Raw genomic sequence first — 15,816 nt, 5'->3', positions numbered from 1 at the left:
TGGGCGGCCCTCCAGGATGCCGCCGCAGCCGACCTTTTCGCACCCCGCAGCGCCGAACGCCCAACCCTCGCGCTCGCCGCCGGTGCCTCCGCAGTCCCCGCCACCACGCGAGGCGGCGCCTCGATCGCCCGGACCGCCATCACGCCTCGCGGCGTCGCGGTTCACGCCACCACGCAAGGCGGCGCCTCGATCGTCCGGACCGCCATCACGCCTCGCGGCGTCGCGGTTCACGCCACCACGCAAGGCTGCGTCCCGATCGTCCGGGCCGCCGCCGCGCCTCGTGCCGCCGCGGTTCACGCGAACACGCAAGGCAGCGCCGGGATCGCCGGGACCGTCGTGCCGCCTTGTCGCGCCGCGGTTCACGCGATCACCACCCCGGAATCGAACTCCACTGCGGTCGGAGCGCGAGCCGGTCGGTTCTTCCGCGCACTCACATGTGCCCGCGATGGCCGTTGCCTACACGTTGCCGACGCGCTGGGGGCGGGTCGGCGGGCGGATGTCATCGCGGGCGCGGGTCAGGCCTGGAAGGCGCGGTCGATGGCGGACTGGAGGGAGAGGCGGTAGCCGTTGCTCGTGTACGTGGCCCCGGACACGGTGTCGATATCGGCGCTCTGGGCGGCGAGCGCCTCGGTCCGCAGCTTCGGCAGGGCGCCGTTGTTGATCTGGACCGACCGGGAGTGGTCGCTCGGCGAGTCGAGGACCTTGATGTCGGTGATCTTTCCGCCGGACACGACGATGGACAGCTCCACGTTGCCGTAGTCGACGTAGATCGAGTTGCCGTTGAAGGTCCCGTCCTTCATCGTCGTGCGTCGCGGTGCCGTCGTGGCCGGCTTCGCGGCCGGTGCCGTGGTCTTCGTGCTGCCGGGCTGACCCGGCGCGGTGGTCTTCGGCGCGCCGGCCGGTCCCGACGCCCCCGGCGCAGGGCTTGCCCCGGCGCCGGGAACCGCGGGCGCGGGGGAGCCGCCGGGCAGTGGGCTGTTTCCGGCCTGGGGCTGCGTCGCCTGGTCGGTGGCCGGGCTGCTGAACCCCGCCTTGGCGCCGACGAGCAGGATCGTGCCCGCCGCGGTGCCCATGAGGGCCATCAGAGCGCGTCGCACGCCGTACCAACTCCTCTTGCCTCGGTGTGGCGATGGTCCGTTCGCTGCCGGGCCGGGTCGCATGCCTGGACGCGCCGGGGATGCACCGTGTGGGCCGTCGCGGTCCCGGGAGAGCGCCGCGGCGGAGTGGGCCTGAGAAGCCGCGTGGTCGGCGCCTGCGGCGGTCCGAGGAGCGGCGGCTGGGGTGTTGCCTGCGCGAGACGTCGTACGGCGGTGGGCGCTTGCGGCGGCGCGAAGGCGATACGCCGCATGGCGGTGTGTGCCTGTGGCGGTGCGAGGAGCGGCGGCTGGGGTGTTGCGTGCGCGAGATGCCGCATGGCGGTGGGCGCTTGCGGCGGCGCGAGGGCGAGACGCCGCGTGGCTGTTGGCGCCTGTGGCGGTGCGGGTGGCGTAGGTGGCTGCAGCGGCCGGCGTGGTGTGGGCATCAGAACTCGAAAGGGTCCAGGTGCACCTGGCGGCGGGGGACGCGCAGGCGGCGCAGGACGTGCAGGGACTGTTCGACCAGGCCGTCGGGGCCGCACAGGTACACGTCGCGCTCGGTGATGTCTGGGACGAGCTCGCGCATGCCGGCCGGCGTGAAGAGGCGGCGGGGGCCCGGGTCGCGGCGGTCGCCGACCACGAACCACAGCTGGGCGTGGCGCATCTCCGAGAGCTCCTCGAGCTCGTGGCGCAGGTGGAGGTCGTGCACGGCGCTGGCGCGGTAGATGACGGTCGCGCCCGGCGGGAGTTCCTCCAGCAGGGCGCGGATCGGGGCGATGCCGCTGCCGGCGGCGATCAGCAGGGCGCGCTGTTTCACGCGGCGGCTCGCGGTGAAGTCGCCCCACGGGCCTTCGACGAAGATGCGGGTGCCGGCGCGCACGGCGCGTAGGCGGCTGGTGTGGTCGCCGACCGTCTTGACCGTCAGGCGCAGCCAGCGGCCGTTCGGGGCGGCCGACAGCGAGAACGGGTGGGCCTGCCACCACAGGCCGCGGCCCAGGAAGCGCCAGCGGAAGAACTGGCCGGCCTGCGCGTCGAGGTCGTCCAGGCGGGCGCCGGTGATGTAGATCGAGATCATGTCCTGGGCCTCGGTCACCACCTCGGCGACGCGCAGGCGGTGGCGCAGGTTGAGCGAGAGCGGGCCGAGGATGCGGCCGAGGACCACGGCGGCGATGGTCGCGACGTAGAAGCCGATCCACACCGTGCGGCCGAGGCCGGGGCGGAACAGCTCCTGGCCGTCGGAGAACTGGTGCGCGAAGCCGAGCAGCAGCGCCAGGTAGGACGTGAGGTGCAGGAAGTACCACAGCTCGTAGGGCAGGGCTCGGCGCAGCGCCCGGATGCTCAGCAGGCCGATGATGACCAGCATGCCGGCGCCGATGAACGCCGTGACCATGTCCTCGTACTCGGTCAGGAGCGTGCCGAGCTCGTCGGTGAAGCCGGTCCGGTCGGCGTAGGAGTAGCCGATCGTGATCAGGGCGGCGTGGGCGAGGATCGTGATGAGCACCGAGCCGCCGAGCTCGCGGTGCCACAGGCCGAGGTGGCGGGCGCCGATCCAGCGTTCCAGGCGGCCGAGGCGGCTCATGAGGATGACCTGCACCAGCAGCAGATAGCCCGCCATCAGACCGGTCACGCGGCCGGCGGACTGGAACAGCTCCGCCTTCGTGTCGATCGAGCCCGCCTTCGTCCCGAGCCACCAGGGCAGCAGCGCGAGCACGAAGCCGCCCCAGAAGAGGGTGCGAAGCAGGAACCGTCCGGCGGTGTTGTGTTCAACGGGCCGCGCCGCGGGGGCCGCCATCCGGCTTGACGGGCGCTGTCTCGGGACGGTCATGGTTGTCTCTGCAAACGGTGCATGTGGTTCCACTGCCATCGGTGATATCAGTGCCGTGGTCCGCAGGCCACGGGCTTAATCGGGACTTCAGGTCGGGCAAAGATCAACGGCGGACCAACGAGCCGAGCGAGCCCGGCCGAACTGGGCGCACCGAGATGCTCGCATGGGGGTACGACAATTCGCCGACGCCTACACTGCAGCGATGCAGCGGCTCCGGCGAATTGTCCTGGTCTCGGTGGCGGTGCTCGCGGCGGTGGTCGCGACGGGCCTCGGTATCGCCTACTCGCTGGGCCTCTTCGCCGAGGCGGGCCGCTTCAAGGCGGCGCCCGGCTGCGGCGTGCTCGACCCGGCGATGATCGCGCCGGCCTTCGCCAACCCGGGCGCGGCGCCGAGCGCCAACCCGAGCGCGAACCAGAGCGCGGCGCCGAGCGCCAACCCGAGCGCGGCGCCGAGCGCCAACCCGAGCGCGGCGCCGGGCGCGATCCCGAGCGCGAACCAGAGCGCTTCTCCGAGCGCCAACCAGAGCGCGGCTCCGAGTGCCAACCCGGCCGCGAACCAGAGCGCGGCTCCGAGCGCCAACCCGAGCGCGAACCAGAGCGCGGCCGTCAAGGTCGAGACCGACGGGGACAACTGCACCGCCACAGACGGGAAGGTGCAGGTCAACGTGGGGTACACCGTCGTCACCAAGCAGGGCACCGTCGGCGGCCCGGAGCTCGCGTCGCGCTTCCTGACCGCCGTCGCCGGCACGGACACCGAGAAGCTCGACGGCGTCGGCGAACAGGCGATCCGGCAGCGCACGCAGGCGATCGGCGCGCCGCAGGTCATCAGCATGCGGGTGAGCAACCTCATCGTGGTGCTGTCGGTGGTGAACCTCGACGGCGGGGATCTGCCGGCCGGCGCCGAGGACGGTTTGGTGAAGATTGCGACGGCGCTCGGTACCCGATTGGGCGCGTGAGTATTCGCTCCTCCCGCCCGAACTCACAAATCGGACAGGGCGCGATTCGGGCAAATGGCGGCACCCCTAAGTACCGATAAATCGGGCATTTAGGGGTGCGGAAATCGTGCCTTTGGATCAGGGCAGCTGGCGCAGGAACCGGCCCGCCGCGTCGGTGCGGTCCTGGTAGCCGAGCGCGCGGTAGAACGCGTGCGCGCCCTCGCGAGTGCGCAGGCTGGTGGCCTCGACGCTGGAGCAGCCGCGCATCAGGCCGAAGGTCTCGGCCGCCGCGACCAGGCTCGTGCCGATGCCCCGCCCGCGGGCGGCCTCGGCGACCGCCAGGGCAACGATGCGCAGCCAGGCGCCGTCGGTCTCGAACGAGGGGATGACGTGCGCGGCGACCACGCCGAGCAGCTGGCCGCGCTCGTCCCACACGAACGCGGCGCCGTCGGGGTGCTCGCACCAGCGCTGCAGCCGCTCCGCGATGTTCGTCTCGGCCTGGGGATGACCGTCGCGCTCCAGCAGCCGGGCCACCTGCTCGGTGTCGTCGGCAGCCAGCCGGCGCACCCCGCGGGCGACCTGCATCCGGTAGCTGTGCAGTACATCAGCGGTCATGAGTGCAGAGTAGAACCGGAGGTGGGGTCCCTGCCTGCCGGAAAGTAGTCACTCATGTTCACGCCGCACTCGGCCCCACTTGACCGTGCGTCTGCACGGCCTAAGATGGCGCGCCCCAAATGCACGTGCGTCAAATCGCGCAGGAGTCGTCCGTGCACTCGCTGGCCGCCGAGTCGGAGGACGAGGACGACGGCGAACCCAGGACGGTCAGCGACGACTGGCGCAGGGCCTGCTCGAAGACCTCCAGCGGCTGCGCCCCGGACACCCCGATCCGCTGGTTGAACACGAAGAACGGCACGCCGCTGATGCCGTACGCGCGCGCCTGCGCGATGTCGGCCTCGACGTCCTCGGCGTACGCCCCGTCGGCGAGCGCCTGCTTCGCCGCGACCGCGTCCAGGCCCGCCTCCGCGGCGAGCGAGGACAGCACGGCGTGGTCGGCGACGTCGGCGCCCTCGGTGAAGTACGCGTGCATGAGGCGCTCCTTGAGCTCCCCCTGCCGGCCGTTGGCCTTCGCGAAGTGCAGCAGGCGGTGCGCGTCCAGCGTGTTGGCCGTCCGGGCGCGATCGAAGTCGTACGCGAGGCCCTCTTCCGCCGCGATCCCGGTCACGTGCGCGAACATGCCCCGCACCTGGGTGGGCGACAGGCCCTTGCGCGCGGCGAGGGACTCCGCCACCGGGCGCGGGTCGCCGATCGGGGTGCTCGGGTCGAGCTGGAAGCTGCGCCACTCGACCGACACATCGCCGTCGAACGCCGCGAGCGCCCGCTCGAGCCGCCGCTTGCCGATGTAGCACCACGGGCAGACGATGTCGGACCAGACCTCGATCTGGATCATGCGCGCTCCTTATGCTGATATTCGGATAAATCCGGACGCGTCAGCGTCTGGATTTATCTGCGCCCGCACTGTTCTGCGAGACAGCCTGTTGACACTTCAACAATACCGCGCGGGCGGGCGGTCAGTCAGTACCGGAGCACACGGGGCCACATCGCGACCACGAGGACGCCAAGCACGGCCAGGATGCCCGCCAGCAACCGAGATGCCCGCCGCGAACGACGCGTGCGAGTTGATGACCGAGCCGATCACCGCGACCCCCCACCGCCGCACCCACCTCCCGGGCCGCCGAGTTCAGGCCCGAGCCCAGCCCGGCCCGAGCAGCGTGAAGGCCCTGCAGCACGCCCGACGTGAGGGCCGGTGCGCACAGGCCGATGCCGGCGGCCGTGACGAGGAGGCACGCGGCGTACAGGCGCCGGGGCGTGCGGCTGCGCTTCCTCGGCGAGAGCCCGCAGACCGCCGCCGGAGGTGCGGGCGGGGTATCCGCTGACCCGTGGGCGGCTGACGATGCGCCGCTTCGCCGCTACGACGCGGACGGCGCCCGCCGGTGGCTGCGCACGAGCGTGCGCGGCCTGGTGAGCGCCGTCCTGAAGAGCTGGCGGTCTACCAATCCGAGTTGGCGCCGCCGGTGCCCAGCAGCACCTGGTCGAAGGTGTTGCCGTCGTTGTCGTCGGTGTACGCGACCGAGAACTCGCCCCAGTTGGACACCGCGACGCCGATCTGCTCCTGCCGCCCGGTCGTGGTCTGGCTCAGCGTCTGCGCCGTGAGCCGGCCCGCGGTGGTGCCGTCGGCGTTGAAGCCGCGCGCCCACACGTCCGGGTTGGCGCCGCCGACCGTCCAGCCCACGACGGTGTTGGTCTGCCCGTCGATGCCGATGACCGGGTTGGCGCCGCCGTCGGCGACGTCCACCTCGGTGCCGCGCGCGACCGCGCCCGGCGCGAACGAGCGGGTCCACACGCCGGCGGTGCCGGTGTGGTCGGACTCCCACGCGACCGCGAAGTCGCCGTTGAAGTCCGCGGCGATCGCGGCGTGGCGCTGCTGGCCGTCGCCGAGGCTGTTGGCCGTGCGCCGGGACAGGTTGACGGCGCCGTTGGCCTTGGCGAGGCCGACGAGGCCGATGTTGTAGTAGCCGTTGGCGTCGGCGTCCTCGTCCCACACGACCAGCGCGTCGCCGGACGCGGAGACCGCGACGTCCGGGCGGTGGTGCTGGCCGGTCTGCTGCGACGCGAAGACCTCGTAGGCCTTCGTCGTGGGTCCGGTGTACCCGGCCGCCTTCACGGTGTACGTGCTGCCCTGCACGTCCTCCCAGGCGACGGTGAACGCGACCGCGCCGCCGTTCGGGGCGCCGTCGGGGTCGACGGCGACCTTCGGCACGATCTGGTCGCCCGCCGTGTCGGCGTTGGCGCGCCCGGACGCGGTGACCGAGCCGGTCGGCGAGATCACCCGGTAGGAGATGTTGAACACCCCGTTGCCGTCCGCGTCCTCGGCCCAGACCACGACCGCGTTGCCCTTGTCGTCGAGGCCGACGTCCGGGCTGATGTGCTTCCAGTTGGTACCGCTGGTGCCGCCCGCGGACAGCTTCAGCTCGTACTTCGCCACGCCGTCGGTGAACAGGCGCACCCACACGTCGGAGTGGTTGTTGTTAGCGGGGTCGGTGCTGTCCCGGTCGTCCTCCCACGCGACGGCGACCTGGCCGTTGCGGTTGGCGGCGATCGCGGCGGTGTCCTGGTCCCCGGTGGCCGTGCTGTTGGCGGTCGTCCACGTCATCGACGCCGCGGCGAGGGCCGCGGCAACAAAAACCTGCACTCGGTCTCCTAGAGGGCCTGAAGGCCGGGCTGGCCGTCGAGGATGGCGAACGACTTGACGGTGGTGGCGGCGACGCCGTGCTCGGTCACCGAGCTCACGCCGCGGAAGTCGGCGGTCACCTGCGCCGGGGTGATGCGCGTGCGCACGTAGCCGCGCCGGTTCGAGTAGAACTTGATGTGCGGGTTGGTGGCCGCGTTGGGGATCGTGGTGGTGGCGCTGCCGTTGCCGCCCGACGTGAGCGAGGTGCACACGAGCTCGGTGCCGATGTTGGCCGAGCCGGTGTTGGCGTAGTCGGCCTTGATGTTGTTGGCCCACGAGGCGTGCACGTCGCCGGTGAGCACCAGCGGGTTGCGCACGCCGCGGTCGACCCAGCCCTGCTGGATGCGCGAGCGGGAGGCGCGGTAGCCGTCCCAGGCGTCCATGTTGCCGGCGCCGCTGGCGTCGAACTGGCGGGCGAAGAAGACCTGCTGGCCGATGATGTCCCAGGTGCCGAGGTGCTGGCCGAGGCCGTCGAGCAGCCACGCCTCCTGCGCGGTGCCCGGCAGGCTGCGGCTGGCGAGGTCGGCGTCCGCGCAGACCTTCCAGCCGTCGCCGCAGGCCTGGTCGTTGCGGAACTGGCGGGTGTCGAGCATGTGGAACGTGGCGAGCTGGCCCCAGCGGACCCGGCGGTACAGCGCGATGCTGTTGCCGCTGTTGGCGTTGGCCGGGCGCAGCGGCATGTTCTCGTAGTACGCCTGGTAGGCCGCGGTACGCCGGGCCGTCCACTGCGCGGTGGTGAGCGCCGGGCTGCTGTCGGCGCGCGTCATGTTCGCGTAGTTGTTCTCGACCTCGTGGTCGTCCGGCACGACCAGCCACGGCGCGATCTGGTGCGCGGCCTGCAGGTCGGGGTCGGACTTGTACTGCGCGTAGCGGCGCCGGTAGTCGGCCAGCGACACGATCTCGCTCGCGCCGGCGTGCTGGCGCAGGGCGCCGGAGGTCGCGCCACCCTCGTAGATGTAGTCGCCCAGGTGCAGGATCAGGTCCGGGCGGTCGTCGGCCATGCCGCGGTACGCGTTGAAGTAGCCCGACTCGTAATGCGCGCACGAGGCGAACGCCATCGTGAAGTCGCGCCCGAGCGTGCCGATCGCCGGGGCGGTGCGGGTGCGCCCGACCGGCGAGATGTGGCCCTGCGCGCGGAAGCGGTAGTAGTACTCCGCGTCCGGCTGCAGCCCGCCCGCGATGACGTGCACGGAGTGGGCCTGTGCGTAGTGCGCGGTCACGGTGCCCGAGGCGACCAGGGTGCCGAACGTGCTGGTGGTGGAGACCTGCCAGTCGACGGCGACGTCGGCGTTGGCCATGCCGCCCTGCCCATCGGCGTTGAGCGGGCTGGGGGCGAGACGGGTCCAGAGGACGACGCTGTTCGCGTCCGGGTCGCCGGAGGCTACGCCGAGCTGGAACGGGAACGGGACGGCGGCCTGGGCGCTCTGCAGGGGCGCGACCACGGCCCCGGCGGTGGCGAGACCACCGAGGACGAACGTGCGGCGGCTGAGCCTATTCATGGGGGTTACCTTCGGGTCCGCTCATGAACACAGCGTGGCCGCGCCCTGTATAGATGTCTACGTATATGTTTGATTATTTTCCGTTGTGTGCGAACCGCGTAGCTGGTTCGGGGTGCGGCCGAACGCCAGCCGGAAGGCGCGGTGAAAGCTCGCCACGTTCACGAATCCGGCCTCGGTGGCGACGTCGATCACCCGCAGGTGGGACAGCGCCGGGTCGCGCAGGTCGCGCGCCGCCTTGTCCAGCCGCAGCCGCCGCACGGTCGCCGCGTAGGAGGCCGGCCCGCCGGCGAAGAGCCCGTGCAGGAGGCGCACGGACACCCCGAGCCGGCGCGCGGTCGCGGCGGGCGACAGGTCCTCGTCGGTGAGATGGGCCTCGATGTCCTCCACCGCCGCGGCCCGGGTGCGCGGCGCCCGTACCGGATCCAGGATCTCGGGCTCCAGGGCCACCGCCAGCATGCCGGCCGCATGGAAGGCGAGCCGCTCCGGCCGGCGCACCGCGGGCAGCGACTCCAGCGCCAGCCGCACCGCCGCGCCGACGCCGGCGCTCGTCGGGAGCGCGGTGGCGGTCGGCACCGGACCGGGCAGCAGCCGCGCCGGCACGAAGAACGACAGCTGCTCGAAGTCGGCGCCGAACTCGAAGCGGAACGGCTCGTCGGTGCCGACCACGCCCAGCTCGCCCGGGCGCAGCAACGTCTCCCGCCCGCCCTGCGCCATGAGGCTCGTGCCGCGCACCTGCAGGTTGGCGTAGAAGCCGGCCGCGGGGGAGCGGGCGATGTCGTCCTCGGTGCGCCGCACCGTCTGGCGCTGCGACGTGATCCGGGCCAGGTTCAGCGCACCGAGCGGCCACTGCGTCACGGCGCCGGCGAACCCGCCGCGCAGGTCCGACTCCGGCGTCAGCGCGAGGAAGGCCGCGCAGATCATCTCGCGCCAGTACTCGAACTGCTCACCGGGCGCACGTCCGCCCGTCGACCACCGCATGCACGCAATGCAACGCCCGGATGCGCGGAACGCAACATGGTTTCGACGGGGTTCTGACACGGTGGGTGCATGAGGACCAGATTCACCGACGCGTTCGGCCTGTCCACGCCGATCGCGCAGGCCGGCATGGCGTTCGTCGGTATGACGCCCGACCTCGCCGTCGCCGTCAGCAACGCGGGCGCGCTCGGCTCGCTCGGCGTCGGGCTGATGCCCGCGCCGGCCATCGCGGCCACGATCGCCGCGATCCGCTCCGGCACGGCCGGGCCGTTCAACGTCAACTTCATCACCGTGTTCACGACCGAGGAGCAGATCGACGCGGTCTGCGAGGCCGGCGCCGCCGTCGCCTCCTTCCACTGGGGCCACCCGCCGCGGGCCTGGACCGACCGGCTGCACGCCGCCGGGGTGCGGGTGTTCGAGCAGGTCGGCTCCGTCGACGCGGCGCGCCGCGCGGTCGAGGACGGCGTCGACGTCGTGGTCGCGCAGGGGCAGGAGGCCGGCGGCCACAACGCCTCGACGCTGCCGTTGTTCGCGTTGGTACCGCTGGTCGCCGACGCGGTCGCACCGGCCCTCGTGCTCGCCGCGGGCGGCATCGCGGACGGCCGCGGCCTGGCCGCCGCGCTGATGCTCGGCGCCGACGGCGTCTGGGTCGGCACCCGCCTGGTGGCCACGACCGAGTCGGCCGCGCACGACGGCTACAAGGCGCGCCTGGTCGCGGCGGCGGCCGAGGACACCGTCAGCACATCGCTGTTCGGCCAGGAGACGCCGCAGTTCAACCCGATGCGCGTGCTGCGCAACCGGGTGGTGCGCGAGTGGGCCGGCCGCGCGGACGCCGTCCCCGACGGCCCGCTGCCGGTCATCGGCGAGACGGTGCTCGGCGGCGAACGGGTGCCGATGCACCGCTTCTCCAACCTGGTGCCGATGCGCGAGGCGACCACGGGCGACCTCGAGGAGATGGCGCTGCTGTCCGGCCAGGGCGTCGGCCTGGTGACATCGGTCCGCCCGGCCGCCGAGGTCATCGCCGACATGACGGCCGAGGCGGAGAAGCTGCTCGGGCTGTCCCGGTAGGCGGTCTTACGTCTGACCGTTCCCGCCCGCGCTGCCGCCCGGCAGCGCGGGCGGCGCCTCGGGCGCGTCCTCGACCCGCACCTCCAGGTTGAACAGGAAGCCGACCGTCTCCTCCTTGACCCGATCGAGCAGCTCGTCGAAGACCAGGGCCGCGCGCTCCTCGTAGGCGTGCAGCGGCTCGCGGCCGGCCATCCGCTCCAGCGGCGCGGTTTCCAGCAGGTCGTCGAGGACGGCGAGGTGCTCGCGCCACTGCCGGTCGATCACGTTGAGCAGGACCTGGCGTTGCAGCTCGTGCCACGCCTCCGCGCCGAGCTCGGTCTGGCGGCGGTGCCAGATCTCCCGTCCGCGCTCGATGAGGCCGTCCCTGGTGATCGGGCCGTCGTCGATCCAGAACAGCTGGCGCACGGCCGCGACCAGTGTCGCCTGGTCCGTGTCGGCGTGGACGTAGGCGTCCAGGGTCTCGTCGAGGTACGCCAGGGTGAGCTCCGAAAGCCCGTCGCCGGCCAGCGCCCGGTCGCGCAGCTCGCGCAGGCGCAGCCGGTGGTCCTCGAGCACGGCGTCCCAGCGCAGCAGGACCAGCTGCCGGTCGACCTCGACGGAGCGGATCAGCCGCTGCCGGGCGGCGATCGCGCGGGTCAGCAGGTGCGTGCTCATCCCCATGGCGTCGTCGAAGGACTGCGGCACCATCCAGTGCACGCCCTCCATGAGCGGGTCGCCCCGGGCCACCAGGAACTGCGCGGCGCCCGGCGCGCCGCGACGGCCGGCGAGGTCGGCGAGGCGCTCGTCGAGGCGGCGCGCGAGCCGGCGGCGGGTGCCGAGGACGAACAGGTCGCCGGGTGGGATGTCGACGCGGGTCAGCGCGACGTTGACGCCGATCGTGACGGCGCCGGGTTCGAGGGCCCGCGACAGCACCTCCTCCTCCCGCTCGCGGTGCTCGGTCGTGAGCAGCCTCGCGGAGATCCCGGCCGGCTCCAGGCGGTCGCGCAGCGCCTCCGCCTCCGCGTCCGTGGCGACGTCGACGAGCACCGCCCGGCCGCGTTGGTGCTGCTCGCCGACCATGCGCGCCGCGGCCGCCCAGCGCGACTCGTCGGACAGGAATGCCACGTCGAGCAGGTCCTCGCGCCCCGATGGTTCCTGCGTCGGTACCGCGGTGACGGCCGTGCCGTAGAAGCGGCGGAACGCCTCGGCCTCGGCGGCCGCGACGGTGGCGATCGCCGACAGCCGCTCGTACCGCCGGACGAACGCCGGACCCGAGATCGTCGCCCGCACCTCGGTGGCGGCGCTGATCGCGAGCCCCTCCTTGGCCTCCAGCGCCTGGCGCAGCCCGTTGTCGTACCGGCGGGTCGGCAGCAGCTCGCCGGTCTGCGGGTCGGCGATCACGATCCGGCCGTCGCGCACCTGGTAGTCCCGGCCGCGCTCGTAGAGGGCCCGCGCCCGGATCGCCTGGGTCAGCTGGTGCACGATCTCGCCGTTCTCCACGGCGTAGAGCCGGTCGATGCCGAGCTGGTCCTCCACCATGTCGATGCCGGCCTCGGTCGGGTACACCCGCTTCGCTGCCGTGTCGACGCGGTAGTGCTCGCCGAGCTGCATGCGGGCGACGATGCGGGCGAACTCGGTGTACCACCGATCGCTCTGGTTGAAGTCGGCCGTGATCGAGTAGGTCTGGCGGAACTGGTCCAACAGCAGGACGTCGGCCTCCTGCACGATCGCGGCGTGCAGCCCGCGCTGGACGAGCTCGTCGGTCGACCAGGCCAGCCCGTCGCGCAGGTGGTCGAACGCGAACTCGGAGATGTCGCCGAACACGACGTCGCCGTCGTAGATCGCCCGCCGCACGCTGCTGCGCTGCCCCGGGATCAGCCGCCCCGTGCGCAGCCCCAGGAATCGGTGCACGGCGCCGATGTGCTCGTCGTCGCGGGCCGCCGCCTCGTCGCCCATCGCCATGACGTGCACGCCGTTGCCGGCCAGCGCGTCGAGGTACCCGGCCAGCCCGACCGCCGGCGCGTGGCCCTGCCCCGCCCGCATCTCCACGACGTGCCCGGCGTGCAGCGCGGCGCCGGCGGTGAGCTGCCGTTCGGTCAGCGCGGCCCCGTGCACCCGCCGCATCGCCTCCAGGAAGGCGGCGAAGGCCTCGGGCAGCAGGTCGGCCAGGGTCTCGCCGCGGGCCAGCCGCCGCCGGTACACGTTCGACAGCTGCTGCAGCTCCCCGTCGGTGTGCGCGGCCATCACCGCGCCCAGCGAGTGCACCGCACCGGCGACGTCGAGCGCGGGCCGCCGCCGGCCGGTGCGCACCAGCGCCCGCGTCGACTCCGGCACCAGCGAGCCCGGTTCGTCGGCGGCGAGCGCGGCGGCCAGGCGCAGGTACCGCTCGGCGTCCGGCCCGCGGCCCTGCGCGTGCAGGAGCTGCCCGGCGGCGTACGCGGCCTGCAGGTGCCCCGCGTCCGCGGCGCGCCGCAGCCACTCGAGGGCCCGCTGGGCGTCGCGCCCGCGCAGCAGCGTCCCGAGGGCGAACGCGGCGTCGGCGTGGTCGCGTTCGGCCGCCAGTTCCAGGTACCGCTCCGCGTCTGCGGCCGCGTCGCCGGCCTCCAGCAGCCGCCCGGCCGCGTACGCCGCCTCGACGTGCCCGGCGTCCGCGGCCCGCCGCAACCATTCGAGCGCCCGGCGCGCGTCGCGCCCGCGCAGCAGCGTCCCGAGGGCGAACGCGGCGTCGGCGTGGCCGCGCTCGGCCGCGCGGGTCAGGTACCGCTCCGCGTCCTCGCCCTCCAGCAGCCGCCCCGCCGCGTAGGCGGCCTCGACGTGCCCGGCGTCCGCCGCCCGCCGGAAGTACGCCATCGCCTCCGTTGCGCGCCCGGCGCGCTGCAACGCCGACCCGTAGTTGTAGGCGGCGATCGGCGCGTTGACGGTGGTGGCGTTGTCCACGGCGATCTCGAACGCGACCAGCGCGATGTCCACGCGCCCCTGCTCGCTCGCGGTGAGCCCGATGCGCAGCGCCTCGTCGCCGTCCGGCCCGGCCGCGAGCGCCGCCTGCCAGGTCGCGTTCTGCACCGGCGGCGTCTCCGGCCGCCCCTGGTGGTGGTCGAGGACGTAGTCGAACACGCGGTACCCGTGGTCGTCGTCGGACATGAGCGAGCTGGCCGCGTAGATGGGCTGCCGCGCCCAGGCAACGGCGTCCTGCACCTCGCCGGTCGAGGGCGCCTCGACGCCGAGCGTGGCGGCGTACCCCGGCAGCAGGTCGGTGAGTGTCTCGGGCGTCAGTGTGCGGCGGGTGCCGGTGCGGTACCAGTCGATGGTGACGAGCACGACGAGCGCCCCGACGGGCTTGGCCAGCAGCCCGTCCTCGAGCCGGTCGATGAGGTCCGGCCCGGCGGCCAGGTACTCCGCCAGCCCGTACCGGTCCAGCGCGTTGAGCACCTGCGGGTCGACCACGACCGCCGCGGCCCGGTCCCGCTCGGCCTTGGTCAGCAGCCTCGGCAACCGCACCAGCTGCGCCCGCGACAGCAGCGGCCACGCCGGCGACTGCATGCCTTCGTGCGGAATGTGCGGCCCGTACGCCTGCGCCCGCATCGTCGCGACAACCGCACAGTGCCGCGGCGCGTCGGCTCCGTCGAGCGCGTCGAGCAGCCGGGCGAGCCCGCCTTTGTCGAGGTACCGCTCGAGCTCGTCGAGCCAGACAACGCTGTCGTCGAGGTCGATCTCGGCGTCGAGCAGCGCCGGCAACGACTCCGCGCCGCGCGGGATGATGAGCCGGCGCTGCCGGAAGTTGCGCTGGACGGCCTCCGCCGCGGTCCGTGTCTTACCGGCCTTGGCATCCCCGACGATCAGCACGAACGCGTCGTGCGCAAGCAGGTCGTCGAGCCGCTCGTCCTCGTCGCGGGCCACGTAGGGCACCGCCCCGCCGGCCTGCCCGCGCCGCGCCCGCCCCACGCCGAGCGTCCCCAGGTCCCGGATCGACCCGACGGCCGGCACCCCACGCCGCCGCGAGTAGCCCCGCAGGTGCGCCCGGAACACCTTGACCCGGTCGTCGTCCTTCTTGAACCGCTCCCGCAGCTCCGCAGCGAACAGCGGCACGACGACGGCGGCAACCGCGAGCCCGATCCGCCACCCGGTAGGAAACTTGAGCTGCTGCGCGACGGCCCAGGCCGCCGCGGCCGCCACGAGCAGCAGCAACAGCCAAACCGCCCGGCCCCGCGTCATGCCGCCCCCTCGCTCCCTCGGGTGGTATCAGCATCGACAACCCCGCGCGCCGGTTCAAGCGGTGAGCACCCTCCTCGATCTTTTCGTGCGACCCACGGCTGCCTGAACGGTCGACCGCTTCCGGTGCCGTCGCAGAGTCTTTTGATGTCCGTCGGGAACGCGCCGCCAGGTCGAGGGTGACTGCGCGCGGACGTGGCGTGGCCCGGGAGTCACGGTCCGGGCCACGGCGGACGTCGCGGTAGCTCGGGGATTCTGCAGCTCTTGGCGCCTACTTCGCGTGAGGTCGGTCCGTGCGCTGCTGCGGTTCGGGCTGACCGGTGCCGCTCTCGATGAGCGCCGTGCGCGCGGCCTGCAGCAGTTCTTCGGACAGCGGGGTGCCCCGGGTGGCGCGGGCGAGGGCGAGGGCGCCGACCATGGTGCAGAGCCGGGCCATGCCGTCGTCGTCGCCGGTGGCCAGCCGAGCGGCGAGGTTGCGCACCCCGTTGCTGAAGACGTGGTGGGCGCGGGTGGCCTCGCCGGGCTCGCGCCCCAGGTCGGCGGCGAAGCCGGAGACGGGGCAGCCCTCCCCGGGGTGATCGCGGTGCCAGACCGAGAGGTATTGCTCGATCAGCGCCCGGCGGGCGGCCTCGGGGTCCCCGGCGTGCTCCTCGAACGTCACCGCCGAGTATGTCGCCGGCCCGGCGAAGGCGTGGGCGGTGGCCTCGTCGACCAGGTCCTCCTTCGAGGCGAACTGCTTGTAGAACCCGCCATGGGTGAGTCCGGCGGCCTTCATCACGTCGGCCACGCTGACCGCGGTGCCCTGCTCACGGAACATCCGGGCGGCGGTGGCCACGACGCGCTGCCGGTTCGCCTGCGCTTGCACCTGGGACACGCGGCCCACGGAATCACACTCCTCAGATGGATGTCATTTGCAATCTATCCTGGCTGCCGGTTAGATTGCAAGCGACATCTAAACCGTG

Annotated in this window: 11 protein-coding genes; 2 read left to right on the top strand and 9 right to left on the bottom strand. The window is 72.9% G+C overall.

The window, feature by feature from the left end; all coding sequences use genetic code 11:
- Positions 1 to 515 precede the first annotated feature (515 nt).
- Positions 516 to 1,097 carry an FMN-binding protein gene (locus tag ABD901_RS31325; protein ID WP_345132111.1) on the bottom strand — a complete coding sequence of 194 codons (582 nt, stop codon included), beginning with the start codon at positions 1,095 to 1,097 and terminating at the stop codon, positions 516 to 518.
- Between the two features lie 424 nt (positions 1,098 to 1,521).
- Entirely contained in the window at positions 1,522 to 2,901 is a 1,380-nt protein-coding gene (locus ABD901_RS31320; RefSeq protein WP_345132109.1) for a ferredoxin reductase family protein, read from the bottom strand.
- A gap of 202 nt (positions 2,902 to 3,103) precedes the next feature.
- Here ABD901_RS31320 and ABD901_RS31315 point away from each other — a divergent pair, with 202 nt between their 5' ends.
- Positions 3,104 to 3,856: a hypothetical protein gene (locus ABD901_RS31315; protein ID WP_345132107.1), complete on the top strand. Its 753-nt coding sequence runs from the start codon at positions 3,104 to 3,106 to the stop codon at positions 3,854 to 3,856.
- 117 nt (positions 3,857 to 3,973) lie between these two features.
- On the opposite strand, the gene ABD901_RS31310 is transcribed toward ABD901_RS31315, so the two are convergent.
- The 5 genes from ABD901_RS31310 to ABD901_RS31290 form a co-directional block, all read right to left on the bottom strand.
- Positions 3,974 to 4,450 (bottom strand): GNAT family N-acetyltransferase, encoded by a 477-nt coding sequence (locus ABD901_RS31310; protein WP_345132105.1) that lies wholly within the window; start codon positions 4,448 to 4,450, stop codon positions 3,974 to 3,976.
- A gap of 130 nt (positions 4,451 to 4,580) precedes the next feature.
- Entirely contained in the window at positions 4,581 to 5,282 is a 702-nt protein-coding gene (locus ABD901_RS31305) for a DsbA family oxidoreductase (protein WP_345132103.1), read from the bottom strand.
- A gap of 600 nt (positions 5,283 to 5,882) precedes the next feature.
- A complete protein-coding gene (locus ABD901_RS31300; protein ID WP_345132101.1) occupies positions 5,883 to 7,085 on the bottom strand; it encodes a hypothetical protein in 1,203 nt (400 codons plus the stop codon).
- 8 nt (positions 7,086 to 7,093) lie between these two features.
- On the bottom strand, positions 7,094 to 8,623 hold the full coding sequence (locus ABD901_RS31295) for an alkaline phosphatase D family protein (protein ID WP_345132099.1): 1,530 nt from the start codon (positions 8,621 to 8,623) through the stop codon (positions 7,094 to 7,096).
- Between the two features lie 57 nt (positions 8,624 to 8,680).
- Positions 8,681 to 9,601: an AraC-like ligand-binding domain-containing protein gene (locus tag ABD901_RS31290; protein ID WP_345132097.1), complete on the bottom strand. Its 921-nt coding sequence runs from the start codon at positions 9,599 to 9,601 to the stop codon at positions 8,681 to 8,683.
- A gap of 69 nt (positions 9,602 to 9,670) precedes the next feature.
- On the opposite strand from ABD901_RS31290, the gene ABD901_RS31285 reads away from it, so the two are divergent.
- Positions 9,671 to 10,666: an NAD(P)H-dependent flavin oxidoreductase gene (locus ABD901_RS31285; RefSeq protein ID WP_345132094.1), complete on the top strand. Its 996-nt coding sequence runs from the start codon at positions 9,671 to 9,673 to the stop codon at positions 10,664 to 10,666.
- Between the two features lie 6 nt (positions 10,667 to 10,672).
- On the opposite strand, the gene ABD901_RS31280 is transcribed toward ABD901_RS31285, so the two are convergent.
- A complete protein-coding gene (locus tag ABD901_RS31280) occupies positions 10,673 to 14,857 on the bottom strand; it encodes a preprotein translocase subunit SecA (RefSeq protein WP_345132092.1) in 4,185 nt (1,394 codons plus the stop codon).
- A gap of 268 nt (positions 14,858 to 15,125) precedes the next feature.
- On the bottom strand, positions 15,126 to 15,728 hold the full coding sequence (locus ABD901_RS31275; RefSeq protein ID WP_345132090.1) for a TetR/AcrR family transcriptional regulator: 603 nt from the start codon (positions 15,726 to 15,728) through the stop codon (positions 15,126 to 15,128).
- Positions 15,729 to 15,816 lie beyond the last annotated feature (88 nt).

This window comes from Dactylosporangium darangshiense (assembly GCF_039537565.1).
Classification (GTDB): Bacteria; Actinomycetota; Actinomycetes; order Mycobacteriales; family Micromonosporaceae; genus Dactylosporangium; species Dactylosporangium darangshiense.
Note: the sequence above shows the minus strand (reverse complement) of the source record. Positions and strands in the feature narration are given on the sequence as shown.

What these genes read in the sequence shown, in the direction of transcription:
- ABD901_RS31320 (WP_345132109.1), bottom strand. Translation starts at nt 2,901, where the DNA reads ATGACCGTCCCGAGACAGCGCCCGTCAAGCCGGATGGCGGCCCCCGCG.
- ABD901_RS31315 (WP_345132107.1), top strand. Translation starts at nt 3,104, where the DNA reads ATGCAGCGGCTCCGGCGAATTGTCCTGGTCTCGGTGGCGGTGCTCGCG.
- ABD901_RS31310 (WP_345132105.1), bottom strand. Translation starts at nt 4,450, where the DNA reads ATGACCGCTGATGTACTGCACAGCTACCGGATGCAGGTCGCCCGCGGG.
- ABD901_RS31305 (WP_345132103.1), bottom strand. Translation starts at nt 5,282, where the DNA reads ATGATCCAGATCGAGGTCTGGTCCGACATCGTCTGCCCGTGGTGCTAC.
- ABD901_RS31295 (WP_345132099.1), bottom strand. Translation starts at nt 8,623, where the DNA reads ATGAATAGGCTCAGCCGCCGCACGTTCGTCCTCGGTGGTCTCGCCACC.
- ABD901_RS31290 (WP_345132097.1), bottom strand. Translation starts at nt 9,601, where the DNA reads ATGCGGTGGTCGACGGGCGGACGTGCGCCCGGTGAGCAGTTCGAGTAC.
- ABD901_RS31285 (WP_345132094.1), top strand. Translation starts at nt 9,671, where the DNA reads ATGAGGACCAGATTCACCGACGCGTTCGGCCTGTCCACGCCGATCGCG.
- ABD901_RS31280 (WP_345132092.1), bottom strand. Translation starts at nt 14,857, where the DNA reads ATGACGCGGGGCCGGGCGGTTTGGCTGTTGCTGCTGCTCGTGGCGGCC.